At 62.0% G+C, this 24,230-nt stretch carries 24 protein-coding genes; 14 read left to right on the top strand and 10 right to left on the bottom strand.

Annotated elements, in window-relative coordinates:
• Positions 1-34: 34 nt before the first annotated feature.
• Positions 35-556: a ribosome biogenesis factor YjgA gene (gene yjgA, locus ACIPOO_RS18375; protein ID WP_274133997.1), complete on the bottom strand. Its 522-nt coding sequence runs from the start codon at positions 554-556 to the stop codon at positions 35-37.
• Between the two features lie 93 nt (positions 557-649).
• On the opposite strand from yjgA, the gene pmbA reads away from it, so the two are divergent.
• From pmbA to ACIPOO_RS18340, 7 genes are all read left to right on the top strand, one after another.
• Complete coding sequence (gene pmbA / locus ACIPOO_RS18370) at positions 650-1,996, top strand: metalloprotease PmbA (protein ID WP_274133998.1); 1,347 nt, start codon at positions 650-652, stop codon at positions 1,994-1,996.
• 247 nt (positions 1,997-2,243) lie between these two features.
• Positions 2,244-2,639 carry a FagA protein gene (locus ACIPOO_RS18365; RefSeq protein ID WP_400608810.1) on the top strand — a complete coding sequence of 132 codons (396 nt, stop codon included), beginning with the start codon at positions 2,244-2,246 and terminating at the stop codon, positions 2,637-2,639.
• The gene (locus ACIPOO_RS18360) at positions 2,632-4,008 is read left to right on the top strand and encodes a class II fumarate hydratase (RefSeq protein WP_400608808.1); all 1,377 of its coding nucleotides are present in this window, start codon (positions 2,632-2,634) and stop codon (positions 4,006-4,008) included. The genes ACIPOO_RS18365 and ACIPOO_RS18360 overlap by 8 nt, the downstream gene beginning before the upstream one ends.
• Before the next feature lie 43 nt (positions 4,009-4,051).
• Positions 4,052-4,513, top strand: coding sequence for a hypothetical protein (locus tag ACIPOO_RS18355; protein ID WP_274134001.1), 462 nt, complete (start codon positions 4,052-4,054; stop codon positions 4,511-4,513).
• A 1-nt stretch (position 4,514) separates the two neighbouring features.
• On the top strand, positions 4,515-5,126 hold the full coding sequence (locus ACIPOO_RS18350; protein ID WP_400608807.1) for a superoxide dismutase: 612 nt from the start codon (positions 4,515-4,517) through the stop codon (positions 5,124-5,126).
• A gap of 25 nt (positions 5,127-5,151) precedes the next feature.
• A complete protein-coding gene (locus ACIPOO_RS18345) occupies positions 5,152-6,039 on the top strand; it encodes a ZIP family metal transporter (protein WP_400608806.1) in 888 nt (295 codons plus the stop codon).
• Positions 6,040-6,206: 167 nt separating this feature from the next.
• Positions 6,207-6,548 (top strand): zinc ribbon domain-containing protein YjdM, encoded by a 342-nt coding sequence (locus tag ACIPOO_RS18340; RefSeq protein WP_274134066.1) that lies wholly within the window; start codon positions 6,207-6,209, stop codon positions 6,546-6,548.
• Between the two features lie 27 nt (positions 6,549-6,575).
• On the opposite strand, the gene ACIPOO_RS18335 is transcribed toward ACIPOO_RS18340, so the two are convergent.
• From ACIPOO_RS18335 to ACIPOO_RS18320, 4 genes are read right to left on the bottom strand one after another with little or no spacing between them, the layout of a single operon-like run.
• Positions 6,576-7,940 carry a heavy metal sensor histidine kinase gene (locus ACIPOO_RS18335; RefSeq protein WP_400608805.1) on the bottom strand — a complete coding sequence of 455 codons (1,365 nt, stop codon included), beginning with the start codon at positions 7,938-7,940 and terminating at the stop codon, positions 6,576-6,578.
• Positions 7,933-8,607 carry a heavy metal response regulator transcription factor gene (locus ACIPOO_RS18330; protein ID WP_274134005.1) on the bottom strand — a complete coding sequence of 225 codons (675 nt, stop codon included), beginning with the start codon at positions 8,605-8,607 and terminating at the stop codon, positions 7,933-7,935. The genes ACIPOO_RS18335 and ACIPOO_RS18330 overlap by 8 nt, the downstream gene beginning before the upstream one ends.
• Positions 8,608-8,647: 40 nt before the next feature.
• Positions 8,648-11,782, bottom strand: a complete 3,135-nt coding sequence (locus ACIPOO_RS18325) for a multidrug efflux RND transporter permease subunit (RefSeq protein WP_400608804.1) — start codon at positions 11,780-11,782, stop codon at positions 8,648-8,650.
• Positions 11,779-12,945: an efflux RND transporter periplasmic adaptor subunit gene (locus ACIPOO_RS18320; RefSeq protein ID WP_400608803.1), complete on the bottom strand. Its 1,167-nt coding sequence runs from the start codon at positions 12,943-12,945 to the stop codon at positions 11,779-11,781. The genes ACIPOO_RS18325 and ACIPOO_RS18320 overlap by 4 nt, the downstream gene beginning before the upstream one ends.
• A 322-nt stretch (positions 12,946-13,267) precedes the next feature.
• On the opposite strand from ACIPOO_RS18320, the gene ACIPOO_RS18315 reads away from it, so the two are divergent.
• From ACIPOO_RS18315 to ACIPOO_RS18285, 7 genes are all read left to right on the top strand, one after another.
• Positions 13,268-13,573, top strand: a complete 306-nt coding sequence (locus tag ACIPOO_RS18315) for a hypothetical protein (protein WP_400608802.1) — start codon at positions 13,268-13,270, stop codon at positions 13,571-13,573.
• Between the two features lie 336 nt (positions 13,574-13,909).
• Positions 13,910-14,488 carry a fimbrial protein gene (locus tag ACIPOO_RS18310; RefSeq protein WP_400608801.1) on the top strand — a complete coding sequence of 193 codons (579 nt, stop codon included), beginning with the start codon at positions 13,910-13,912 and terminating at the stop codon, positions 14,486-14,488.
• Between the two features lie 59 nt (positions 14,489-14,547).
• Entirely contained in the window at positions 14,548-15,306 is a 759-nt protein-coding gene (locus ACIPOO_RS18305; RefSeq protein ID WP_400608800.1) for a molecular chaperone, read from the top strand.
• Between the two features lie 278 nt (positions 15,307-15,584).
• Complete coding sequence (locus tag ACIPOO_RS18300) at positions 15,585-18,008, top strand: fimbria/pilus outer membrane usher protein (RefSeq protein WP_400608939.1); 2,424 nt, start codon at positions 15,585-15,587, stop codon at positions 18,006-18,008.
• Entirely contained in the window at positions 18,005-18,766 is a 762-nt protein-coding gene (locus ACIPOO_RS18295; RefSeq protein ID WP_400608799.1) for a molecular chaperone, read from the top strand. Before ACIPOO_RS18300 ends, ACIPOO_RS18295 begins: the two co-directional genes overlap by 4 nt.
• A complete protein-coding gene (locus tag ACIPOO_RS18290) occupies positions 18,763-19,749 on the top strand; it encodes a fimbrial protein (protein WP_400608798.1) in 987 nt (328 codons plus the stop codon). The genes ACIPOO_RS18295 and ACIPOO_RS18290 overlap by 4 nt, the downstream gene beginning before the upstream one ends.
• Before the next feature lie 106 nt (positions 19,750-19,855).
• The gene (locus ACIPOO_RS18285) at positions 19,856-20,089 is read left to right on the top strand and encodes a hypothetical protein (RefSeq protein WP_400608797.1); all 234 of its coding nucleotides are present in this window, start codon (positions 19,856-19,858) and stop codon (positions 20,087-20,089) included.
• 146 nt (positions 20,090-20,235) lie between these two features.
• On the opposite strand, the gene ACIPOO_RS18280 is transcribed toward ACIPOO_RS18285, so the two are convergent.
• From ACIPOO_RS18280 to ACIPOO_RS18260, 5 genes are all read right to left on the bottom strand, one after another.
• Entirely contained in the window at positions 20,236-21,198 is a 963-nt protein-coding gene (locus tag ACIPOO_RS18280; protein ID WP_274134015.1) for a GlxA family transcriptional regulator, read from the bottom strand.
• 9 nt (positions 21,199-21,207) lie between these two features.
• A complete protein-coding gene (locus ACIPOO_RS18275) occupies positions 21,208-21,960 on the bottom strand; it encodes a YkgJ family cysteine cluster protein (RefSeq protein WP_400608796.1) in 753 nt (250 codons plus the stop codon).
• A 254-nt stretch (positions 21,961-22,214) separates the two neighbouring features.
• Positions 22,215-22,538, bottom strand: a complete 324-nt coding sequence (locus ACIPOO_RS18270) for a hypothetical protein (RefSeq protein ID WP_274134017.1) — start codon at positions 22,536-22,538, stop codon at positions 22,215-22,217.
• Between the two features lie 63 nt (positions 22,539-22,601).
• Positions 22,602-23,063 (bottom strand): GNAT family N-acetyltransferase, encoded by a 462-nt coding sequence (locus ACIPOO_RS18265; protein ID WP_400608795.1) that lies wholly within the window; start codon positions 23,061-23,063, stop codon positions 22,602-22,604.
• Positions 23,064-23,104: 41 nt separating this feature from the next.
• Positions 23,105-24,001, bottom strand: a complete 897-nt coding sequence (locus tag ACIPOO_RS18260) for a chemotaxis protein CheV (protein WP_274134019.1) — start codon at positions 23,999-24,001, stop codon at positions 23,105-23,107.
• Positions 24,002-24,230 lie beyond the last annotated feature (229 nt).

Here is a 24,230-nt window from a genome sequence, read left to right as displayed (position 1 = left end):
CGCTCCCACAGGGGACGAGACCTGCGAAGCGGGTTTAACGCAACCCGCGCTTGGTTTCGTCCAGGTCGCGGATGTATTTGAAGATTTTACGGGACGCGGTAGGGGCCTTGTTCTGCTTGGCTTCGTGCTGGGCCTGACGGATCAGCGAACGCAGTTGCTGGCGGTCGGCATCGGGGTATTCGACCACGAACTGTTCAAGCGTCTCGTCGGTGCCGCCGGTCAGGCGATCACGCCAGCGTTCCAGGTTGTGGAAACGCTCGTTGTATTGACGCGTGGAGGCATCGAGCTGATCGAGCAGGACCAGGATTTCATCCAGGTTCTGGTCGCGCATCAGCCGGCCAATGAAGGAAATGTGGCGTTTGCGCGCGATATGCGCGGTGTGCTTGGGAGCATCGGCCAGTGCGCGACGCAATTCGTCGGTCAGAGGCAGCTTGGCCAGCACATCGGGTTTGAATGTCGTCAAGCGTTCACCCAGATCCACCAGAGCGGCGAGCTCTCGTTTGACCTGGGATTTGCTTTTCTCTCCGTCGAAGGAGTCGTCGTAAGAATCAACCATGGGGGCCGTCCGCAAATAAACGCCGCCATGATAACCAGTCAGGGACCAATTGTCCGGCCCGGCTGCCGAAATCGGAATTTGATGGAGTAAGTCATGAGTGCATCAGAAAGCGTCGGCCCACAGGCTTTGCCAGCCCTGCAGCAGCAGGTCGAGCAGATCGTCGCCGAAGCCAAACGCCAGGGCGCGAGTGCCTGTGAAGTCGCTGTGTCGCTGGAGCAGGGGCTGTCGACGTCGGTTCGCCAGCGCGAAGTCGAAACCGTCGAGTTCAACCGTGACCAGGGTTTTGGCATCACCTTGTATGTGGGCCACCGCAAAGGCTCGGCCAGCACCTCGGCCAGCGGCCCGGATGCCATTCGCGAAACCGTCGCGGCGGCACTGGCCATCGCCAAACACACCTCCGAAGACGAAAGCTCGGGCCTGGCCGATGCCGCGCTGATGGCCCGGGAACAACCGGATTTTGACCTGTTCCACCCTTGGGACATCACCCCTGAGCAGGCCATCGAGAAGGCGTTGATCTGCGAAGCCGCGGCTTTCGATGCCGACAGCCGGATCAAGAACGCCGACGGCACCACCCTGAACGTGCACCAGGGCTGCCGCGTGTACGGCAACAGCCACGGCTTCATCGGTGGTTATGCATCCACGCGTCATAGCCTCAGTTGCGTGATGATCGCCGAAAAAGACGGCCAGATGCAGCGTGATTACTGGTACGACGTGAACCGTCAGGGCGAGCTGCTGATGGACGCCAGACTGATCGGCAAGAAGGCCGCCGAGCGTGCCGCCAGCCGCCTTGGCGCGCGCCCGGTGCCGACCTGCGAGGTGCCGGTGCTGTTTTCGGCGGAACTGGCGGGCGGGCTGTTCGGCAGTTTCCTGGGGGCGATTTCCGGCGGCAACCTGTACCGCAAGTCGTCGTTCCTCGAAGGCGCCATGGGCCAGCGGCTGTTCCCGGAGTGGATGACCATCGACGAGCGCCCACACCTGATGCGCGCCATGGGCAGCGCGGCGTTCGACGGTGACGGCCTGGCGACCTACGCCAAGCCGTTCGTCGAAAACGGCGATCTGGTGTCCTACATCCTCAGCACTTACTCGGGCCGCAAGCTGGGTCTGCCAAGCACCGCCAACGCCGGCGGCGTGCACAACCTGTTCGTGTCCCACGGCACCGAAGACCAGGCCGCGCTGATCCGGCGCATGGGCCGTGGCCTGCTGGTCACCGAGCTGATGGGCAGCGGCCTGAACATGGTCACCGGTGACTATTCGCGAGGCGCGGCGGGTTACTGGGTCGAGAACGGCGAAATCCAGTTCGCGGTCCAGGAAGTGACCATTGCCGGCAACATGCGCGACATGTTCAAGCAGATCGTCGCCGTTGGCAGCGATCTGGAGATGCGCAGCAACATTCGCACGGGGTCTGTGCTGATCGAGAAGATGATGGTGGCGGGAAGCTGAATTCCCCCGTTAACGCAGTACCCAAAGGCCTGCCCCGGATTCGGTGCAGGCCTTTTTCTTTGCCCCACCACCGCCCCTGTAGGAGCGCGCTTGCCCGCGACCGCGGTGTGCCTGTCCCTGATGGGGTAACTGACACACCGCAGTCGCGGGCAAGCGCGCTCCTACAGGGTGGTATTCAATGTCGGGGTTGTTTTGATTCTTAAACTCATTTAATAATGAATATCATTCGCTAAATGAGCCCGGGGTCATGAGCACTGTCCTCCACGAATCGCCTTACCTGGAAAACTGGCGCGCGCTGAGTTTGCGCGTGCGCTGCGCCGTGGCGCCGGACGAGCCGCGGGGCATCGAGCATTACCTGGCCGAAGGCCGGTATCTGGCGCGCTTCACGGCCACCCCGCAGACCCTCATCGCCGAAAGCACCTTCCGCCTGCTGCTCGACACCGCCCGTGACACTGCGCTGCCCTGGCACTGGCGCTGCCTGTGCCTGGATCAGGCCTGGCGCCCGTTGCGCGACCTCAAGGTGCTCGCCCACAGCAATCATCAACGCCAACGCTGGCAGGCCTTCGCCCATCAACTGGCGACCTGCGTGTTGCAGCCCTCGATTTCTCTCGCTGAACTGATGCAAGGATCTCTTGATGAGTAATACCCGTATTGAACGCGACAGCATGGGCGAGTTGCAGGTCCCGACCGAGGCCCTGTACGGCGCGCAGACCCAGCGTGCGGTGAACAACTTCCCGATCAGCCAGCTGCGCATGCCGGCCCAGTTCGTCCGTGCGTTGCTGCTGGCCAAGTCCGCTGCCGCCCAGGCCAACCTCGAACTCAAGCAGATCAGCGAAGGCCAGAGCAAAGCCATCGTCACCGCCTGCAAGGAACTGCTGTCAGGCGACTACATGGCGCATTTTCCGGTGGACGTGTTCCAGACCGGCTCCGGCACCAGCACCAACATGAACGCCAACGAGGTGATCGCGACCCTCGCCAGCCGCGTGCTGGGCGAGCCGGTGAATGCCAACGATCACGTCAATTGCGGCCAGAGCAGCAACGACATCATCCCGACCACCATCCACGTCAGCGCCGCGCTGGCGATCCATGAGCAACTGCTGCCGGCGCTGGCGCACCTGATCCAGGTCACCGAGCGCAAGGCCGAACAGGTACACCCGTTCGTCAAGACCGGCCGCACCCACCTGATGGACGCCATGCCGGTGCGCATGAGCCAGGTCCTCAACGGCTGGGCGCAACAGCTCAAGGCCAACGTCGAACACATCGAAAACCTGCTGCCCAGCCTTCAGGCGCTGGCACAGGGCGGTACGGCGGTGGGCACCGGGATCAATGCTCACCCTGAATTCGCTTCGCGCTTTGCCGGCCATCTGAGCCGCCTGAGCGAAGTCGGCTTCGTGCCGGGCAAGGACCTGTTCGCGCTGATCGGCTCGCAAGACACCGCCGTTGCGGTATCCGGCCAGCTCAAGGCCACCGCCGTGTCGCTGATGAAAATCGCCAACGACCTGCGCTGGATGAACTCCGGCCCCTTGGCGGGCCTGGGCGAGATCGAACTGGAAGCCTTGCAGCCGGGCTCATCGATCATGCCGGGCAAGGTCAACCCGGTGATCCCGGAAGCCACCGCCATGGTTGCCGCGCAAGTCATCGGCAACGATGCGGCGATCACCGTCGCGGGGCAGTCGGGCAACTTCGAGCTGAACGTGATGCTGCCGATCATCGCCCACAACCTGCTGCAAAGCATCGAGCTGCTGGCCAACTCCAGCCGCCTGCTGGCGGACAAGGCCATCGCCACCTTCAAGGTCAACGAAGCCAAGCTCAAGGAAGCCTTGTCGCGCAACCCGATTCTGGTCACCGCGCTGAACCCGATCATCGGCTACCAGAAGGCTGCGCACATCGCCAAGACCGCCTACAGCGAAGGTCGGCCGATCATCGACGTGGCCCTTGAGCACACCGAACTTGATCGCGTCCAGCTGGAAAACCTGCTCAACCCGGAAAAACTCACTGCCGGCGGGATCTGACCCGCCGTCGCCACCACCCACGCCCCGTCTCAGGAGACGCGCCATGGAGCATTGGAAAAGCACCATTCTCAAAGGCAATAGCTGTTTCAACCGTGGCGACCTGATCGACGCGCGCGAGCTGTACCTGCAAGCGCTGGCGCTGGCCCAGGTGCTGCTCGAGCGCTGGAGCGACCCGGACGAGGCGGTGGCGGCGTTCGTGATTTCCCACCACAACCTGGCGGACCTGCACCTGAGCCTCAATCAACCGGAGGAGAGCGCCGAGTACCTGTGCTCGGCGCACCAGCGGTTGTTGCAGGTGATCCAGAACCAGCGCCTGAGCGCCGGCTTGCGTCAGGCCGCGTTTCGCCACAGCAACAAGACCTATAGCGAACTGTTGGGCTTCATCAACGAACACGGTGAATACCCACGCACCCATCGCCTGCTCAACAGCAGCGGCGAACACTCACGCTCGGCGCTCCAGCGCAACGCCGCTGCCGCCGGCACCTTGTCCTTCGGAGTCCATTGATATGCCGTATACCTTGCCTGCCTTGCCATACGCCTACGATGCCCTTGAGCCGCACATCGATGCGCAGACCATGGAAATCCACTACACCAAGCACCACCAGACCTACATCAACAACCTCAATGCCGCCGTTGACGGCACCGAGTACGCCGAATGGCCCATCGAGAAACTGGTCGCCAGTGTCGGCCAGCTTCCGGAAAAACTGCGCCCTGCGGTGATCAACCAGGGCGGCGGTCACGCCAACCACTCGCTGTTCTGGGAAGTGATGAGCCCTAAAGGCGGCGGTCTGCCAACGGCTGCACTGGCCAAGGCCATCGACGAGCAACTGGGTGGCATCGAGGCGTTCAAGGACGCCTTCACCAAGGCTGCGCTGACCCGTTTCGGCAGCGGCTGGGCCTGGCTGAGCGTCACCCCCCAGAAGACACTCGTGGTGGAAAGCAGCGGCAACCAGGACAGCCCGCTGATGAACGGCAACACGCCGATCCTCGGCCTGGACGTCTGGGAGCACGCCTACTACCTGCGCTACCAGAACCGTCGCCCGGAATACATCGCCGCCTTCTACAACGTCGTCAACTGGGACGAAGTGGCCAAGCGTTACAGCGCTGCGATTTCTTGAATTCACAACAATAAGCAGGCGATCTATGCGCTCGGAATTCCTCACTATCGGCAGCGTCAGGCTGTTGCGTCTGGCCTTGGGTTCATTTTTGCTGTTGGCCGGCACAGGGCTGCTGATTGCCCAGGGTTTGTCCTGGTTGAGCCTGGAACCCAGGATGCTTCGAGCGCTGGAAGGCGGTGCGATGTGCGCCTTGGGCACGGCCCTGGGCGCGGTGCCGGTGCTGGTGATACGCGGGATGCCGGTGGCGGTGTCCGACGCATTGCTGGGGTTCGGCGCGGGCATCATGCTCGCCGCCACGGCCTTTTCCCTGATCGTGCCGGGCCTGGGCGCTGCCCAAGGCCTGGGCTTGACCCCATGGGGCGCCGGTGCCTTGGTCAGTGCCGGCATTCTGGCTGGCGCCGTGGGGCTGTTCATCGTCGACACTTTGGTCTCCCAGGGGCCGCACTTATCGGACGTGGCCGAAAAACCGGCCATTCCCTCGAATATCTGGCTGTTCGTCATCGCCATCATTGCCCACAACATTCCGGAAGGCATGGCGGTGGGCGTGTCGGCGGGCGGCGGCCTGGCCCACGCCGACAGCCTGGCGATGGGTATCGCCTTGCAGGACGTGCCCGAAGGGCTGGTGATTGCGCTGGTGCTGGCGGCGGCGGGCATGTCCCGGCTCAACGCCTTTCTGATCGGGGCGGCTTCCGGGCTGGTGGAGCCGGTGTTTGCCGTGCTCTGCGCCTGGCTCGTTGAAGTCGCCGCGATGTTGCTGCCGGTGGGTCTGGCGCTGGCGGCCGGTGCGATGTTGCTGGTGGTGGTGCACGAAATCATCCCCGAGTCCCGCCGCAACGGCCACGACAAGATCGCCAGCTTCGGGCTGCTGGTGGGGTTCTGCCTGATGATGGTGATGGATACTGCACTCGCATAGTATCCACGACCCTGTAGGAGCGCGCTTGCCCGCGACAGTGGTGTGTCAGTCAACACTGCGGGTACAGACATACCGCCGTCGCGGGCAAGCGCGCTCCTACAGGGTTTGCGTCTCAGGATGGAAAAACCCTTATAATCGCGCGCCTATTCCATTGTGATGCGAGATCCATCGTGAGCTTACCGCCGTGCCCCAAATGCAATTCCGAGTACACCTACGAAGACGGCGCCCAGCTCGTCTGTCCGGAATGCGCCCATGAGTGGTCCGCCAACGGCGCGGCTGACGCAGACGATGACGTGAAAATCATCAAAGATGCGGTGGGTAACACGCTGCAGGACGGCGACACGGTGACCGTCATCAAGGACCTGAAGGTCAAGGGCTCGTCCCTGGTGGTCAAGGTCGGCACCAAGGTCAAGAACATCCGCCTGGTCGATGGCGACCACGACATCGATTGCAAGATCGACGGGATTGGCGCGATGAAGCTCAAGTCCGAGTTCGTGAAGAAGGGCTGACCGTCACGAACGGGATTCCGTATCCCCTCAAATCGGCAGGTTGATCCCGAAGGTATTCACGCCCTGTTCGCTGCGGGCGAAGACTGTGCCGCCGTGCATCAGCGCAATGGCCTTGACGATCGCCAGTCCCAGCCCGTGATTCCCCCCGCTGTTGGTGCGTGAGGCATCGACCCGGTAAAAGCGCTCGAACAGCTTGGGCAGGTGCTCGCCGGAAATCTGCGTGCCGGGGTTGGCAACGCCGATGCTCACATGATGACCTTCGTCGCTGATGTCCACGTGAATGGTCTGCCCAGGCGAAGTGTGCTGCACGGCGTTGTGCACCAGATTGATCAGCGCACGTCGCAAGTGCGCTTTCTCGATGGGCGCACAGGCGTCGCCCCGGACCTCGACCTGTACCTGTGCGTCTTCCAGAATGAAATCCAGGTAATCCAGGGTTTTCGCCACTTCCCCGGCCAGGGATGCCTGGGTCAGTTCCGTGGCCTTGCTGCCCTGATCGGCGCTGGCCAGGAACAGCATGTCGTTGATGATCGAGCGCAGCCGTTCCAGTTCTTCCAGGTTCGATTGCAGCACCTCGAAATAATGCTCCGCCGAACGTCCCCGCGTCAGCGCCACCTGGGTCTGGCCGATCAGGTTGGTCAGCGGCGAGCGCAATTCATGAGCGACGTCGGCGTTGAAGCCTTCCAGTCGCGCGTAAGCCTGCTCGACCCGCTCCAGCGTCGAGTTGAACGAGGTGACGAACTGGTCCAGCTCAGGCGGCAGTGCAGACAACTGCAAACGCCCGGACAGCCGGGGAGGCGCCAGTTTGCGCGCTTCCAGCGACAGGGCGTACAGCGGCTTCAGACCGATCCGCGTCACCCAGTAACCCAATGCCGACGCCAGCGCAATGCCAATCGCCGCCAGGCTGATGAGCGCGATCAACAGCGAGTGCTGGGCTTGCCGGAACGTCTCGGTGTCAATGGCGGTAAGGAATCGCAGGGGCGGACGCTGATCCTTGGCCGGGAATTCACTGACCAGCACCTTGAACGGATAATCGTGATCGCTCAGGGAAAGGTCGCGCATGCCCAATGGCCCACGGGCGAATTCGCGGATAGAAGGGCCGGGGTTACCGAACTCGTAAGAGGGATTGTCGCTGACCACCCAGAATCGCAACCGCTTGTCTTCCTCGCTGAGCAGCTTGAGCTTGGTGCTGAGTTTGCCCCAATGCTCGAGATCACCGAAACGCTGCACCTGTGATTCCAGCACGCTGTAACGGGCATCGACTTCAGCCTGAGGCAGCAACCCAAGGTTCTTGCCCACCTGCAGGTAGAGCGCCCAGCCGATCAGCAGGAACACCAGCAGCGCCACCATGGCGAACAGGCCGGACAGGCGCAGGGCGATGGAGTTGCTAGACACGACGGCTCTCCAGCACATACCCCATGCCGCGGATGGTGTGCAGCAGTTTCTGCTCGAACGGGCCGTCGAGCTTGGCCCGCAGGCGCTTGATCGCCACCTCGACCACGTTGGCGTCACTGTCGAAATTGATGTCCCAGACCATCTCGGCAATCGAGGTTTTCGAGAGGATTTCCCCGTGTCGCCGCGCCAGCACGCTGAGCAGCGAAAACTCCTTGGCGGTCAGGTCCAGGCGAGCCCCCGCGCGGGTGGCCTTGCGGCTGATCAGGTCGATCCACAGGTCGGCGATGCTGATCTGCACCGGCTCGTGGCCGCCGCTGCGGCGGGTCAGGGCCTGCAGGCGCGCCACCAGTTCCAGGAATGAAAACGGCTTGCCAAGGTAGTCGTCGGCGCCCTCGCGCAGGCCGCGAATACGGTCGTCGACGTTTTCGCGGGCGGTGAGCATGATCACCGGCGTCTGCTTGCGCGCGCGCAGGGCCCGCAGCACGCCGTAGCCGTCCAGGCCCGGGAGCATGACGTCGAGGATGATCACCCCGTACTCGCCTTCCAGCGCCATGTGCAGGCCTTCGATGCCATCGCGCGCGACGTCGGTGGTGTAACCCTGTTCGGTGAGGCCGCGATGCAGGTAGTCGGCGGTCTTCTCTTCGTCTTCGATAATCAGGACACGCATGGGTGCACTCTCAATTCTCTGGTGCTCACTTCTCTGATGCTCACTTTTCAGTCACCAGCAGGGCGGCAGGCTTCTTGCCGGCTGAGGGCGCTGCCGGTGTAGCGGTCGGGTGCCTGCGATGGAAAATCCGCTCCAGTTGCAGGTAAATGACCGGCGTCGTGAACAGTGTCAGTGCCTGGCTCACCAGCAATCCGCCCACCACCGCAATCCCAAGTGGCTGACGCAACTCTGCCCCCACACCATAGCCGAGCATCAGCGGCAAGGCACCGAGCAATGCCGCCAGAGTGGTCATGATGATCGGGCGGAAGCGCGTCAGGCACGCCTCGTAAATCGCATCCTGTGGCGACAGGCCGCGATGGCGCTGACCCTCCAGGGCAAAGTCCACCAGCAGGATGCCGTTCTTCTTGACGATGCCGATCAGCAACACGATACCGATCAGGCCCATGATCGAGAAATCCTGGCCCATCAGCCACAGCAGCAACAGCGCGCCGATACCGGCCGAGGGCAAGGTGGAGATGATCGTCAGTGGGTGCACGAAGCTTTCGTACAGCACGCCCAGAATGATGTACACCGCCACCAGTGCCGCGAGGATCAGCCACGGCTGGTTGGCCAGCGAACTCTGGAAGGCCTGGGCCGCGCCCTGGAAGTTGCCGATGATCGAGGCCGGCATGCCGATCTCGTTCTTGGCCTGATCGAGCAACTGCACCGCATCGCCCAGAGCCACGCCTGCCGACAGGTTGAACGACAGGTTGGCCGCCGGGAACATGCCGTCGTGGCTGATCGACAGCGGCCCCATCTTCGGCGCGCCGACCTTGGCCAGTGCCGACAGCGGCACCATCTCGTTGGTCAGCGGCGAGCGCAGGTAGAAGTAGTTCAGGCTCTCGGCCTTGCCGCGTTGCGACGGGTCGAGTTCGAGAATGACTTTGTACTGGTTGATGTCGGTCTGGTATTCGTTGATCTGCCGCTGGCCGAAGGCGTCGTACAGCGCCTGGTCGACGTCGGCGGTGGTCAGCCCGAAGCGCGCGGCGGCGCTGCGGTCGATGTCCAGGTGGGTCACACTGCCGCCCAGTTGCAGGTCGTTGGACAGATCGCGGAAGGCCGGGATGGTCTTGAGTTTTTCCGTGAGCTTTTGTGTCCACTCGTTGAGCAGGGCGCCGTTGTTGCTCTTGAGCACGTACTGATACTGGGCGCGGCTCGGGCCGGAACTCAGGTTGATGTCTTGCCCGGCCCGCAGGTACAGGACGATGCCGGGAATCTTCGCAAGCTTGGGCCTGATCCGGTCGATGAACTGGCTGGCGGTCACGTCGCGGTCGCCACGGTCTTTCAGCGCGATCCACACCCGGCCGTTGGCGATGGTCTGGTTGCTGCCGCTCACGCCCACCGAGTGCGAGAAGGCTTTGACGGCCGGGTCTTCGCCGATGATCTTCGCCAGTTGCTTGTGCTTCTCGACCATGTCCGGGTAGGAAATATCGGCAGCCGCTTCACTGGTGCCCAGCACCATGCCGGTGTCCTGAACGGGAAAGAAACCCTTGGGAATCAGCACGTAACCGGCCACCGCCAGCACCAAAGTCAGACCGAAAACGCCCAGCATCAGGCGCTGATGGGCCAGGGCGTAACGCACGCCACGGGCATAACGGGCGAGCAGTTTTTCGCCAAAGCCCGGGTTGGCGTGGGCATCGTGCTTGGGTGCGCGCATGAACAGCGCGGCCAGGGTCGGCGCCAGCGTCAGCGAAACGACCACCGAGATCAGAATCGTCGAGGTCGCCGTCAGTGCGAACTCCTTGAACAGTCGCCCGACCACGCCACCCATGAACAGCAATGGGATGAACGCCGCCACCAGCGAAAAGCTGATCGACACCACGGTAAAGCCGATCTCGCCCGCGCCCTTGATGGCCGCGTCGCGCATGCTTTCGCCGGCTTCCAGGTGTCGGTGGATGTTCTCCACCACCACGATGGCGTCGTCGACCACAAAGCCGACGGCCACCACAATCGCTACGAGGGTCAGGTTGTTCAGACTGAACCCCAGCACATACATCAGGGCGAAACTGGCGACCAGCGACACCCCTAGCACGGCGGTCACGATCAGGGTTGCCGAGAGCTGGCGCAGGAACAGCGCCATGACCGCAATCACCAGCCCGATGGCGATCAGCAGGGTCATCTCCACCTCATGCAGCGAGGCACGAATGGTTTTGGTGCGATCGCTGAGCACCGAGACATCCACCGAGGCCGGGAGCATTTCCTGCAAGCGTGGCAACTCGCCCAGTACGCGGTCTACGGTCTCGACGATGTTGGCGCCGGGCTGGCGGAACACCACGATGTTCACGCCCTGCTGGTCGCCGGACCAGGCATTGACGTAGGCGTTTTCCGAGCCGTCGATGACCTTCGCTACATCGCGCAGGTGAACGGGGGCGCCGTCCTTGTAGGAAACGATCAACTGATCGTAGTCCTTGGCCTGGAACAGCTGATCGTTGGAGGCGAGGGTGGACACGCTGTCCTTGCCGTACAGCGCACCCTTGGCCAGGTTTAGGCTGGTCTGCTGCAACGCGCCGCGCAGGTCGGCGAGGGTCAGTCCGATGGACGCGAGTTTTTCCGGCGCCGCCTGCACGCGAATGGCCGGGCGCCGCTGACCGGTGATCGCGACCTGGCCGACGCCGTTGATCTGGCTCAACTGACGGGCCAGCAGGGATTCGGTGACGTCACTCAGTTCCGTGGCCGGCATCAGATTGGAACTGACGCTGAGGATCAGCACAGGGCTGTCGGCGGGGTTGACCTTGCGCCAGGTCGGCGCGGTCGGAAGGTCTGCGGGCAGTCGGCCCGAGGCGGTGTTGATCGCCGCCTGAACCTCCTGCGCTGCGGTGTCGATGCTCTTGTTCAGCACGAATTGCAGGGTCAGGTTGGTCGAGCCCAGGGCGCTGCTGGACGTCATCTGGGTCATGCCGGGGATGGCGCTGAACTGCACTTCAAGCGGCGTCGCTACCGAAGACGCCATGGTCTCCGGGCTGGCGCCGGGCAAGGTGGCGCTGACCTGAATGGTCGGAAATTCCGCCTCGGGCAACGGCGCCACGGGCAGGCGAGGAAAGGCGATGCAACCCAGCAGCACCAGGGCGAAGGTCAGCAGCACGGTGGCAATCGGGTGATTTACACACCACGCGGAAATCGAGCCATGGCCTTTCATTTCGAGGCCTCGGCGGTGCTGGCATCGGCCAGGGTATCAACATCGCCCGGCTTGACCACCTCGATGTGCGCGCCGTTCTTCAGGCGCGACTGACCATCACTGACCAGTACGTCGTTGGCGCTGACGCCGCTGATCAGCATCAGGTCGCTGTCCTGATACAGCACTTTGACCGGCACCACCTCGACCTTGTCGCCCTGGACGCGGTAGACGAAATGCTGATCGATGCCACGCTGCACCACTTGCGGCGGCACCTTGAGCGCACCACGGTCAATCGCCGTCTGAATCCGCACGCTGACCAACTGGCCGGGCCAGAGTTTTTCGGCGGCGTTGTCGAACACCGCCTTGGCGCGGATGGTGCCGGTGGTGGCCGCGACCTGGTTGTCGATCAGCGTCAGCGTACCTTCACCCAGCGGCGGGCCATTGCCTGCTTCACCCACGTAGGCGTTGACCTTGGCGGGCGCAGGGGAGGCCAGCAGGTCGTGCAGGGTGGGGAGCATTTGCTGTGGCAGGGAAAACTCCACGGATATCGGATCGATCTGGGTCACTGAAAACAGGCCCGTCGCATCGCTGACGCGCAGGAAGTTGCCTTCATCGACATTGCGAATGCCGACGCGGCCCGTCACCGGTGAGCGAATCTGGGTGTAGGACAGTTGCACCTGCGATGCGTTGATCGACGCCTGATTACCCTGCACCGTGGCCTTGAGCTGATTGACCAGCGCCTGTTGCTGGTCGTATTGCTGTTTGGAGATGCTGTTATCGACAGTCAGCAGCTTGTAGCGATTGAGGTCCACTTGTGCCACGTCCAGTTGCGCCTGGCTCTGGCTCAATTGCGCCTTGGTCTGTTCCAGGGCTGCGCGGATGGCGCGGTCATCGATGGTCGCCAGCAGATCCCCGGCCTTGACCTGTTGCCCTTCCTTGACCAGCAGCCTGGTCAGGATGCCATCCACCTGGGTACGAATCACCACGCTTTGCAGCGACAGCACCGAGCCGATGCCGGTCACGTAGCGCGGCACGTCCTTCTGCTCGACATGAATCACTTGAACCGGCACTGCGGCCGGGGCGCTGACTTTCTTCTCGGCGGGGCGGGTCGCCATCCAGATACCCACTGCGATGAGTGCGAGTAACGCAGTGACGGCCATCACGGATTTTCGTTGTTTGTGCATACAGGAAAAACGCCAGCAGAGGTGTGGAAACCGGAGAATCGAGAGCCTCCTTTATAAACCCTGGACCCGGTCAGCAAAATGACTGCTACCTGTCAATATTGTCAGGTGAACAAGAGCAGAGGATGGAGGTGGATAAAGAAAGGGCGAGGGAGGGCGATACAGAGGAAAGGCCGCAGTATTCCCGCGGGGCAGATGCCACTGATAGTGAAAAATCCTACAAGTGATATCGCGCTTTCTGGTCGACCTTTCCCAACTCGACTTAACTGCTACTTACCAGTCTTCACTGCGGAGTATGGCGATGAGAACTAAAAAGACAGCTTCTGTGTTTTTTTCAATCGCATTTGTCGGGGCCGGTGTGCTCGCCTCGCCCTTGTCCTGGGCGGCTGGCAACGCCCTGATGTTCCATGGAGGACTTGTCAACGCCGCCTGCGAAACCCGGGTTGCCGAACCTGGCGACTCGTCCTCGCAGCTCCGACCGCTCAAGGTCAACGCGAACCTGACCCTGCGCCTGGTCCGCCATGACGACGCTTGCGGTAAAGCCGCCTTGCCACTTTCGGTCGCTTACGCAGAGCGCACTTCGACCACCACCCACGCCCATGGCACCCTCGTCACTCTGACCTACCAGTAATGCTCCCGCGAAGCGCATCGACCTGCGCAGAAAACCGCCTCGACCGTCCCAGGTTCAGGCGGTTTTTTTGTGTCCGAACAAAGGCTTAAGCCGTTCGCTGCCTACAGATGAGCTGCAGAACCTGGCTGACCCTTTTTTTGTGGGGTTTTGTCCAATGCCACGCCGCTTGTGGGCTGTAGGGCATGCCGAGCATGTCCTACGGAATTTCCCTACATGCACCACTGACGTTTCTGCAGGCACAAGGTAGATAGCCTGACATCCGCGAATTGGCCCGCCGCTTATAGTTTCTCTCGTCCTTTGGGGCACACACGAATTGACACAAGGAACGTTGTTAACATGAAGAAACTACCTGTATTTCTGGCCGTCATGGCCGCAGTAGGTCTGAGCGCGGCAACTACCGCCAACGCTGCAAACAATGGAAAGCTGATGTTCAAGGGCACGCTGACCGCCACCACTTGCGAGGTCTTGCCGGGTGCCGGAACAGGGGGAGGGGCGGCCGGTGAGATCAACGTCGATCTGGGCAACGTGTCGTTCAGAGACATTGGCACCTTCGCACAAGGCAACCTCTCAACCAAGGAAGACATCCAGCTGCTGGTCACTTGCAACGGCGGCGGCCAACCCGACTCGGTGAAGATGCGCCTGGTGGCGAGCCAGGGCAGCGGCCTCGATCTTCAGGAGCCCAAGCTGCTTCGCACCAGCGGCGACGCCAAAGGTGTGGGTATCGGCTTGATCAACTCGAACTCTCAATTGATGAGCTTGAACGGGAACGAAACCATTGACGCGGACTTTGTGCCTGACGGCCTGGGAAATTCGACTGCCACGCTCGATTTCGCTGCCGTGTACGTGCTCAACAATGTGAACACTGTACCGGGGTCCGCCGATGGCTACCTTCCGTTCGTGATGGACTATCAGTAACGAGGAGGTGGGGCGAGCGATGTTCGCCCCACCTGCTTTGCATTCGAGGCGATCAGCGCATGTTCTTCAAACACTTTCGTCGCGTGGCTTTCTGGTTATGGCCAGGTTTCGCGATGATGTTGGCGACACCTTCGCAGGCCGGCATCGTGCTCGGTACGACGCGGGTGATCCTTCCGGCACCCGACAAGGAAGCCGCTCTGATGGTGCGTAACACCGGTGCTGGCGACATTCTGGCTCAATCATGGATCGAGGCTGAAGGCGACAGCGGTGCTTCGGGCAGCCTGCCGTTCGCCGTCACGCCGCCACTGGCAAGAATGTCCGGGGACGGCAGGCAGCTCGTCAGGATCATCTATTCCGGAGAAGGCCTGCCAAAAGATCGCGAGTCGGTATTCTGGGTCAACGTTCAGGAAATACCGCAGACCGGTAAGGAAAACCAGTTGCAGATTGCGATCCGGCAGCGCATCAAGCTGTTCTATCGCCCCATGGGCCTCGCTGCCGATCCACTGAAAGCTGCCGAGGCATTGCAATGGCAAGTGCGCGACGGGGTTCTCGAGGTCAGCAACCCAGGCCCTTTCCACGTCTCCATGATAATGCTGGAGGCCCGCCGCAACGGCCAGTTGCTGCTCCAGGAAGACGGCCGGATGCTGGGTCCCATGCAACGGCTGCAACTACCGTTGAGTTCATCTGGCAAGCCCGGGGCACTGGAACTTGCCTTCGTCAGCATCAACGATTACGGGGCGCAAGAGCCCTATCGCGCCAGAGTTTCCTCCGAGCAAGTCGTGCAGGCCAGCAAGGTCGAACAACGTTCTGACGAGTAATCCGTCAGATTTTTCGTTGCCCATTTTTCAAGCCGGATCAACATCCGGCTTCAGCGTCGCACGCCTGCGCAAAGGACTGAGCAGTGTGTCGACACTCAGTACACGAGTGAAATCAGCTAATGGAACGGCGACACAAGAACACCAGAGGATGCAGTCCAAAAACTATCCTGGCGATTCACCCCCAGGGAAAAACAGGAAGGGGCAAGCCATACGGACCCAAGCCACTGTCATGCGTCATGGCCACCGCCGCCTGGGTGATCGGCTCCAGCTCAGTAGCCATGGCCGATGTCGGGACCGAGGGCGCTGGCCGTCCCAGGGCTAAATTCAACGCGGCTTTCATCCAAGGAACTGACCAGCCGCCTGAACTCAACAGCTTTCTTGAAGGAAACGGTGTAGTGCCCGGCAGCTATCGGGTGGATATATACGTCAACGGCAAGTTGAGTGGTCGCCGCGATGTCACCTTCGCTGCGAACCCGGTCAAGGGGACGGTCGATGCCTGCCTGACGCTGGACACATTGCAGCAGTTGGGCATGGACATCAGCCAGTTGGATGCTGGCGAGATGCAGGCGGGCCAGTGCTTCGATCTGGCAGCGAATGTCGAGTTCGCCCATGTCGAATACCAGGCCGCCAGCCTTCGGCTGAAAATCAGCATTCCACAGGCGATGATGTCGCGCATGAGCCGAGGCTACCTGGCCCCCGAGCTGTGGGACGAGGGACTGACCGCGGGTTTCGTCAACTACAGTTTCAGTGGTGCGCGGCGTACCGTGGGCAGCCAGACCCGGGATCAGTATTACCTTGGCCTGCGCAACGGTGTGAACCTGGGGGCCTGGCGTCTGCGCAACGAATCTTCGCTGGTATATGGCGACGATCAGCCTTATCGATTTCGCAGCAATCGGACCTTCATTCAGCGTGACATCACCTCGCTGAAGAGCCAGTTGGCGCTGGGCGAGACGTACACCGATTCCCAGGTCTTCGACAGTGTGCGGTTTCTGGGGGCGACGCTGGCGTCCGACGACGGCATGTTGCCAGACAGCGAGCGCATCTATGCCCCGGTCATACGGGGCATCGCCGAAACCAACGCGACGGTGGAGGTTCGGCAGAACGGTTTCATGTTGTACAGCGGCAACGTCTCACCGGGGCCGTTCGAGATCACCGACATCTACCCTAGCGGTTCCAACGGTGATCTGGAAATCACCGTGATCGAAGCGGACGGCCGCAGGCGTCTTTTCGTCCAGACCTACTCATCCTTGCCCATCATGTTACCGAAGGGGGCATTGCGCTACAGCCTGGCGGGGGGGCAGTACAACAGCTATCAGGAGGGTGGCCAGACGCCCAGCTTCGGCAGTGCCACGCTCATTTACGGGCTGACCGAGCGCGTGACCGCAATGGGGGGTGGGCAACTGGCGGAGGATTTCCAGGCCGGTAACATTGGTGCGGGCATCAACACCGGACTGGGGGCTGCTTCGCTGGATCTGACCCAGTCGATCAGCCGCCAGCGCCAGCAGACTCGCAACGGGCGAAGTATACGGCTGAGATATGCCAACACCCTGGACCTGACCAATACGACCCTGGCCGTGGCTGGTTATCGATACTCCACCGATCAGTACCGCACGCTCGATGAACACGTCGAAGAGTTGAACCTGCGTGACAGAGCGGCAATCGGCCAGGCCAAAGACCGGTACGAAATCAACCTCACGCAAGCTTTCTCCGAGCATTCGGCGTCGCTGAGCATTACCGGATCCGAGCAGCGTTACTGGAGTCAGAGCGGCAAGGTACGACAGCTCTATGTGTCCTGGAACGCAGCCTGGCGAAGCCTGAGTTACGGGCTTTCGCTGGAGCGCAACCAGACGTTCGAGCGTGACGGCCAGAGCCAGAGTGATAACCGGGTAGCCCTGACCTTGAGCCTGCCGCTGGGAAACAGCCCGGGATCGTCACGGGCGTTTTTCAACGGCGTGCGCGACAGTACTGGCGACTATGACATGCAGGCGGGTCTCAACGGACAGGTGCTGGACGACCGCAATTCGTTCTATTCGGTGCAGGCCGCACATGACAGTCGTTCGGGCTCCGCAGGTTTCGGCAAGCTGAGCACCGCAACTCCCTATGGCCGCTTCGATGCCGGCTATGGACAGGGCAGCGATTACCACGCCTTCAACATCGGTGCTTCGGGGTCCGTGGTTGCCCACGGGGGCGGGGTAAACTTCGGCCAGGCGCTGGGCGACACCTTCGCCCTGGTACAGGTCAAGGGCGTTCCCGATGCGCGTGTTTCCAGCACCAGCAATGTCAAAACCGGTAGCAACGGGTACGCGATCGTGCCTTACGCCCAGCCTTATCACGCCAACTGGATCAGCCTGGACACCCGTCAACTGAGCGCCGATGTCGAGCTTGAAACCGCAGTGATCCAGGTCGTGCCGCGGCGCGGCGCGGTGGCCCTGGCCCGCTTCGATGCGTCCGTGGGACGGCGAGTGCAATTCGAACTGGTTCAGGCCGATGACAGTCGCTTGCCCCTAGGCGCCGTGGTCGAGGACGCACAAGGCAAGGTGCTGGCCGCCGTCGATCCCACCAGCCACGCGCTGGTATTGAGCGAGCAGGACAGTGGCGAACTGATCGTCAAGTGGGCGGATCAACAGTGCCGGGCATCGTTTGACCTTCCTCCACGAGATCCCCAGCGCGCCTTCGACCGGGCCAGGGTGGTCTGCCAATGAAGTGGATAAGCATGCTGTGGGCAGTGGCTGCGGTCATCAGTGAACAGGCGCAGGGAGTGGTGTCACTCACTGGCACACGGCTGGTGTTCGATGGACGGTTTCATGAGACGAGCATCGAAATCACCAACCAGGACCCGACCCAGGCGCTGGTCCAGGCATGGCTCACCAGCGCCCGGGGCCAGGATGACAGGTCCGAGGACCTGCCCTTTGTGGTGACGCCGCACCTTGTGCATTTGCCGCCGCAAGGCCGGCAAATGCTGCGCATCCTGTACGAGGGCGTCGGCATGCCTTCTGACCGCGAGTCCATGTTGCATCTGTATGTGCTGCAAGTGCCAAGGCGCAGCGAGGGGCGTCAGCAACTGAACATCGCCGTACGCCAGCGGATCAACGTGTTCTATCGCCCGGTGGGCCTTTCGGGCGACCCGGCCAACGCCGCGCAGGCGCTGGTGTGGCAATGGTCGCAGTCGAATCGCCCGGCGCTCGAAGTGCGCAACCCCACGCCTTTTCATGTCTCGCTGCACAACCTGTCGATCAGCGGCCTGGCGCTCAGGGAGGATCTGATGATCGCGCCCTTTGCCCAACACCGCCTGCCTCTGCCTGCGGGCACGCCTGCTACGCCAGGCCCGTTGAGTTTCACCGCACTGACCGACTACGGCGGGTCGCGCCCGTTCTGCGCGCAGCCTGAGCCCGATGCCCCGTTCAATGCCCGCCCCGGGATGGCGGGCGCCCCATCACCCATAGGGAAATGCCGACCATGACGACCTTATCCATCAAACGCTGGTGCCCGACCTTCCTGCTGGCGCTGTTCCTGCCCCAGGCGGGCATGGCCATGACGTGCAAGACCCAGGGCGCAGGCGAAACGGTGGTTCGCGCCGATTTGAGCAGCAGCGTCGCGATCCCTGCCACCTTGCCCAACGGCAGCGTGGTGTGGCGTTCCGAACGCCTGAATCTTGCGGTCGAGTGCGCCAGGGACAAGCCGGGTGCCGCCGAAGACGTGTTCGTGTACCTCAACCCGGAAAACCTGGAAATCGGGCAGGGGATTCGCGCCGGGGTTACCCTCAACGGCAGCGATTACCTGCAGAGCAATGGCCGAATTCCGGTGCAGCAGGTGCTTCCCGCCTGCACTGACCCTGATCTTGCGGCTTGCCCCAAAGCCACATTCAGCCTGCCGTTCACGGTGTTCATCCAGAAACACGGGCCTACGCCACCGTCCGGCAGCGCAAGCAACCTGCTCGACTACCGCATGTTTCAGATCGACAGCGGCACCGGCATGAATCCGGTCCAGGACAACAACCTCAACTACGTCATCAACAACCTGAGCGGGCTGCGCTTTGTTGCATGCAGCGCGGAGTTGCGGGTGATGCCTGAAACGGTGGAATTCGGCGACGTGGCCATCCGCAACGTGCGAGTGGGGGAGGTGGCGACCTTCGAGCGATTCGCCCTGGCGACCAGCCGAATCTGCGACTCACCGTTCAGCCTGAATGCGCGGTTCACGCCGGTGTCTGGCACCCTGTCGGGGGATCAACTGGTGCCGGTGAACAACGACAGCGTCGGCATCCGCATCACCAACGCCCGCACCAACGTGCCACTGCGTTTCAACGAGCCGTTTCATGCCACCGATCTCTTGGGCGAAAACTATTCGGCCACTGCCGATCTGAACGCCGAACTGATCTGGCGCAAGAGCGAGCCGACCCCTGGCCCGTTCTCGGCAGAAGTCATGGTGGACCTGTTCTACAAATAGCCGTTGCTCGGTTGTCACAGGCGTCGGATCGGGGTTTGAGGTATGCTGCGCGGCTTGCGGGCGCAGCCTGCCAAACCCTCGACCGATTCGAGATTCGGAAGCTTCCATGACCACCCCTGAACACACCCAGGCGCCAGACGTCGCCGTCGAAACCAACGACGCCAACACCGCACCAGCCGAGAGCAAACCGGCCATTCCTTCGTTCCGTTTCCCGTTCAAACCGGGTGAACTGGGCCAGGCAAAAAACCAGCACAACTACCCCGGCGCCGGCAAATCCAACCACGACAAACGCCCGGGTGTAGCGCCGTCGGGTACTCGTCGGTCGATGGGCAAGCGCTAGTTTCGATACCCCCGTCGCGGGCAAGCGCGCTCTTACAGGTATCTGCCCGTAGCAGCACGGCTTGCCAGCGGGGGCGTACTCAAGATCGCTCCCGCCGGCAAGCCGTGCTGCTACGGGCGGGGTGTGCAGCAGATCTCTGCTTCGCTTCAAGCCTTCTTGCGAAAACTGTCCCGGTACTGCGTCGGCGTCACCCCCAGCCTCTGGCTGAAAATCAAGCGCATGCGCGCCGCGCTGCCAAATCCGCAATGCCAGGCCACCGCCTTGATCGCCATCTCGCTGCCTTCGAGCAGATGCCGTGCTGCATCGATTCTGGCCCGCTGCACGAACTCGGCCGGCGTCACCTTCGCATCCCGCGCAAATACCCGGGCAAAGCTGCGCGGGCTCATGGCGACCACCTCGGCCAGCCGCTCCACCGAGAAAGGCTCGCCGATGTGCTCCATGACATAACGCTGAATTTTCGCCACCGGTGATTCATCGTCCGCCGGCGCATTCAGATACGGACTGAATTGCGACTGCCCGCCCTGGCGCTGCGCCACCACCAACAGGCGCTTGGCCACTGCCAGCGCAATGGCCGAACCGTGATCCTCAGCCACCAGCGCCAGGGCCATGTCGATTCCCGCCGTCACGCCCGCCGAGGTCATCATCGATCCGTCGCGTACATAAATGCGGTCGGCCTGAACCTGCGCCTCAGGAAAAAGATCCGCCAACTGCTGAGCATGGCTCCAGTGAGTTGCAACCTGTTTGCCATCGAGCAAGCCTGCGTGCCCCAGAATGAATGCCCCGGTGCAGATCGAGCCAAAGCGGCCCGCAAGCGGGGTCGCCTTGTGCAGCCAGGCCGACACATGAGGCATTTGCGCGCTCACGGGCAGGTCCGGGCCGCCGGGTACCAGCAGAATGTCGAATTGCAAGGGCGCGTCGGAAAGGTCGAACCGGGCGCCGAGAGGCATGCCGTTGGACGCAAGGATCGGGTAGGGCGCCGCGCCGATGGTGACGATCGTGTAGCCCTCGCCCTGGCCCACGAAGCGATTGGCCTCGCTGAATACGTCCAGCGGGCCAGCAACGTCCAGTGACTGGACGTGGGGGAACAGCACGATGGCAACGCTTTTCATCGAGGGTACTCAGGCGCTCTGCAAAGGGATGAACATATAGCCCATCGCCTCGCCTGTCTCCAGTCGCGCACCGGCTTGCTGCAGGGAATGGGTCGCTGCGTCACCCGCAACGCGGAAGCGCCAGCCATTTTCACAGGCAGAAGGTAGCTCGCCTGTCTGGTAACGGGCTACTGCATCGGCGAAGGCATTCATGTCTGGAAGGTAGGCCACGAAACCGTTGCCCTTGAGCGCTGTGATGTTGATGCCCAACGCCATGCAGGTCGCCTGTTTGCGCGCGATATCATCGCGGTCGGCCTGGCGGGAGCGTTCGATCAGGGTCATGAGTTGCTGATCCACCAACTGTCCGCCCACGATCAGGGCAGGCCCTTGCTCCCAGGATTCTGGCGGACAGTCCTTGGCTTGCGGGCGCAGCGGAATGTGCGGATTGATCTCCATCGGGTAGATGCGACAGACCAGAGGGCGGCGTTCGTAGATGCGGCAGAGGTTGTCCGCGTCAAGATTTCGGCAGCGACCAGCGTTGTAGGCGGCGAAGGTGATGGCCACCAGTGCCTGCGCCGAGCCACTGGTCACAGGGTGGGACCTGCGCGTGGCGTGGGTGAGTTGCTCGGACGCAACGCCATAACCGTCAGCCAGAAACGCCTCGGTCAGCACGATCACCGAACCGCCGTCTGCCGCCCACTGCGCGGCTTCCGCGAGGGTCAGAGGGACGTGGTGATCGGTACAGCACTTGCCGCAGCCGACACAGGAAAACTGAGTATTCATCGAAAGGAAAACGCCGCCAGCCCAGAGGAAAACAGGTTCGGTCCCTGCGACTGTGATACGTCAGCGCAGGACGGAATTCTGCAAGTGCCGGGATTTGCAGCAAGTTATGCGCCAGTGAGCCGTGTGACAGGTCGCGCCGCTGTCTCTTGTAGGAGCGCGCTTGCCCGCGACAGCGGTCTGACTATCCCGCACATGGTGACTGACACGACGTTGTCGCGGGCAAGCGCGCTCCTACAGCTTTGCGGGAGGCGGGGTTATTTCTTCGGCACGGTGGTGACGTTGTCCCACTCGGTGATCAGCGCTTTCTTGTTCTTGCGGTCGTAAAGGCACAACTCGGTGCCGGTCTTGTTCTTCATGAACGCCTGCTTGTACTGGCCTTTGATCAACAGCGCGTTATAGCCGACGCTGTCATCGAACATCGCCGAGGCGCCGGCAGGCTTGGCGTTTTTCAGGGAACTGGCTGCCACGCAACTGTCGACCAGGGTCTTGTCGAAGGCTTTCCAGGCTTCGTCGCTCGAGGCGCTGGCCTGGCCGGCAAAGGCGCCCAGGGCGAGCAGCAGCAGGGTGGTGGTCTTCATGGCAATCTCCATCGTTGTCGTGCTCGGGTGAGCGGGGCAGGTATGACAGCGACTTGGACTGGCTCAGCGGGGATCGAGTTCGCAACGTTGCACATAATGCATCCCTGCGCGCTCGTACAACTGCCGTGCGGCCAGGTTGCTCTCCATGACTTTGAGGTCGACCTGTCCTTCATGCCGCCCTGCAAAGGTCTCGAACACCTGATTCAACAAGGTTAGCCCAAGACCCCGGCGCCGGGCCCGGGGATGCACCACCAGGTTACGGATGAAGGCGCTGGTCCAGCATTGCGCCACCGCTGCCACGCCCTGCGGATCGTGAACGACGAAGCATAGCGCTCGATCGAATTCCGGATCACCTTCGAAATTGTGCAGCCATGTGTCGAAGTCGGCCACTCGACCGCCTCCGTGCTCCATGCCCAGGGTGAGCAACTGGTGAACGGCGCGGGCGTTGTCGGCGCTGAAGGCCACTCGCTCAAGGCCCAGCGGCCAGCGGACGGCGGGGACGGGATGCGCAAGGTCGCGACGCATCAGCCAGTAGTGGCCCGTGGATGCGTCGTGAATGCCAGGCCTCAGATGCCCTGGGCCTCGACTGTGCGTGCGGCTTCGATCAAGCATCGCGTGAGCTCAGGGGAGGAGAACTTGGTCAGTACGGCGTTGGCGCCAGCGGCCTTGGCCTTTTCGGCGTTCATCGCGCTGTCCAGTGAAGTGTGCAACAGGACATACAGCTGCTGGAAGTCCGGCGTCTCGCGCAGGGTGCGGGTGAAGGCGTAGCCGTCCATTTCCGACATCTCGATATCAGACACCACCACGTTGATCTGCTGTGCGGTGCCTTGCAGATCCAGCAGATGATCAATGGCCTCGCGGGCGCTGCGTGCCGTGTGGCATTCGATGCCCAGGTTGCGCAGGGTCAGCACCGATTGCTGCAGCGCCACCTGGCTGTCGTCGACGATCAGAATGCGTGCCTTGTTCAGCACTTCCACTTCTTCGGGGCTGAGTTCCGTGGGCTCCGGCGCCACCTGCATGGGCGCGATGCCGTGGATGACCTTCTCGATGTCCAGCACTTGAACCAGTGTGCCATCGACCTGGGTCACACCGGTGATGAACGATTTGTTGCCCGAGCCGTAGGGCGGCGGGCGGATGTCGGTGGTCATGCAGTGCACGATCTTGCTGACCGCCTGCACGTGCAGGCCCTGCTTGGAGCGGCTGACGTCAGTGACGATCAGGCAGCCACCATCGGGGTCGAGCAGCGGGCGCTCGCCGATGGCACGGCTAAGGTCGATCACCGACAACGAGTTGCCCCGCAAGGTGGCCACGCCTTTGACGTGAGGGTGCGATTCGGGCAAGCGTGTCAGGGGAGGGCAGGGGATGATTTCACTGACCTTGAGCAGGTTGATCGCCATCAGCTTTCCGCTGCGTAACGTGAACAGCAGAAGCGAAAGTGAATCTGCACGGACGTTTTTGGACATATGAACCTTCTGTGATGCGGTGTCTGGCTGGCGCATCGGGAGGTGCGTACAGCTGTCGATACAGGTTTATCGACTCCGTGCCTGCAGGCTTTAGCTTATTGGCCCGACGGCATTCAGGTTGTGGTAGTCAAAAGAACCTGTCAGAAGTCATTTTGACCAATAGATCAGTTTGGTCAAAATGACTATATCTGTATATCTTGTTGTTTTTAAAGGAAATAATATCTGGCAC

The sequence above is a fragment of the Pseudomonas sp. NPDC090201 genome (genome assembly GCF_044746825.1).
GTDB classification, from domain to species: Bacteria; Pseudomonadota; Gammaproteobacteria; order Pseudomonadales; family Pseudomonadaceae; genus Aquipseudomonas; species Aquipseudomonas putida_AD.
The sequence above is the reverse complement of the archived record's forward strand: the minus strand, read 5'-3'. Positions and strand labels throughout refer to the sequence as shown.

Excerpts from the sequence above, each read along its gene's own strand:
- ACIPOO_RS18310 (WP_400608801.1), top strand. The coding sequence starts at position 13,910 with ATGAAGAAACTACCTGTATTTCTGGCCGTCATGGCCGCAGTAGGTCTG.
- ACIPOO_RS18305 (WP_400608800.1), top strand. The coding sequence starts at position 14,548 with ATGTTCTTCAAACACTTTCGTCGCGTGGCTTTCTGGTTATGGCCAGGT.
- ACIPOO_RS18290 (WP_400608798.1), top strand. The coding sequence starts at position 18,763 with ATGACGACCTTATCCATCAAACGCTGGTGCCCGACCTTCCTGCTGGCG.
- ACIPOO_RS18265 (WP_400608795.1), bottom strand. The coding sequence starts at position 23,063 with ATGCGTCGCGACCTTGCGCATCCCGTCCCCGCCGTCCGCTGGCCGCTG.
- ACIPOO_RS18260 (WP_274134019.1), bottom strand. The coding sequence starts at position 24,001 with ATGTCCAAAAACGTCCGTGCAGATTCACTTTCGCTTCTGCTGTTCACG.
- ACIPOO_RS18270 (WP_274134017.1), bottom strand. The coding sequence starts at position 22,538 with ATGAAGACCACCACCCTGCTGCTGCTCGCCCTGGGCGCCTTTGCCGGC.
- pmbA (WP_274133998.1), top strand. The coding sequence starts at position 650 with ATGAGTGCATCAGAAAGCGTCGGCCCACAGGCTTTGCCAGCCCTGCAG.
- ACIPOO_RS18295 (WP_400608799.1), top strand. The coding sequence starts at position 18,005 with ATGAAGTGGATAAGCATGCTGTGGGCAGTGGCTGCGGTCATCAGTGAA.
- ACIPOO_RS18360 (WP_400608808.1), top strand. The coding sequence starts at position 2,632 with ATGAGTAATACCCGTATTGAACGCGACAGCATGGGCGAGTTGCAGGTC.
- ACIPOO_RS18345 (WP_400608806.1), top strand. The coding sequence starts at position 5,152 with ATGCGCTCGGAATTCCTCACTATCGGCAGCGTCAGGCTGTTGCGTCTG.
- ACIPOO_RS18325 (WP_400608804.1), bottom strand. The coding sequence starts at position 11,782 with ATGAAAGGCCATGGCTCGATTTCCGCGTGGTGTGTAAATCACCCGATT.
- ACIPOO_RS18320 (WP_400608803.1), bottom strand. The coding sequence starts at position 12,945 with ATGCACAAACAACGAAAATCCGTGATGGCCGTCACTGCGTTACTCGCA.
- ACIPOO_RS18355 (WP_274134001.1), top strand. The coding sequence starts at position 4,052 with ATGGAGCATTGGAAAAGCACCATTCTCAAAGGCAATAGCTGTTTCAAC.
- ACIPOO_RS18330 (WP_274134005.1), bottom strand. The coding sequence starts at position 8,607 with ATGCGTGTCCTGATTATCGAAGACGAAGAGAAGACCGCCGACTACCTG.
- yjgA (WP_274133997.1), bottom strand. The coding sequence starts at position 556 with ATGGTTGATTCTTACGACGACTCCTTCGACGGAGAGAAAAGCAAATCC.
- ACIPOO_RS18280 (WP_274134015.1), bottom strand. The coding sequence starts at position 21,198 with ATGAAAAGCGTTGCCATCGTGCTGTTCCCCCACGTCCAGTCACTGGAC.
- ACIPOO_RS18275 (WP_400608796.1), bottom strand. The coding sequence starts at position 21,960 with ATGAATACTCAGTTTTCCTGTGTCGGCTGCGGCAAGTGCTGTACCGAT.
- ACIPOO_RS18350 (WP_400608807.1), top strand. The coding sequence starts at position 4,515 with ATGCCGTATACCTTGCCTGCCTTGCCATACGCCTACGATGCCCTTGAG.
- ACIPOO_RS18285 (WP_400608797.1), top strand. The coding sequence starts at position 19,856 with ATGACCACCCCTGAACACACCCAGGCGCCAGACGTCGCCGTCGAAACC.
- ACIPOO_RS18300 (WP_400608939.1), top strand. The coding sequence starts at position 15,585 with ATGGCCGATGTCGGGACCGAGGGCGCTGGCCGTCCCAGGGCTAAATTC.
- ACIPOO_RS18365 (WP_400608810.1), top strand. The coding sequence starts at position 2,244 with ATGAGCACTGTCCTCCACGAATCGCCTTACCTGGAAAACTGGCGCGCG.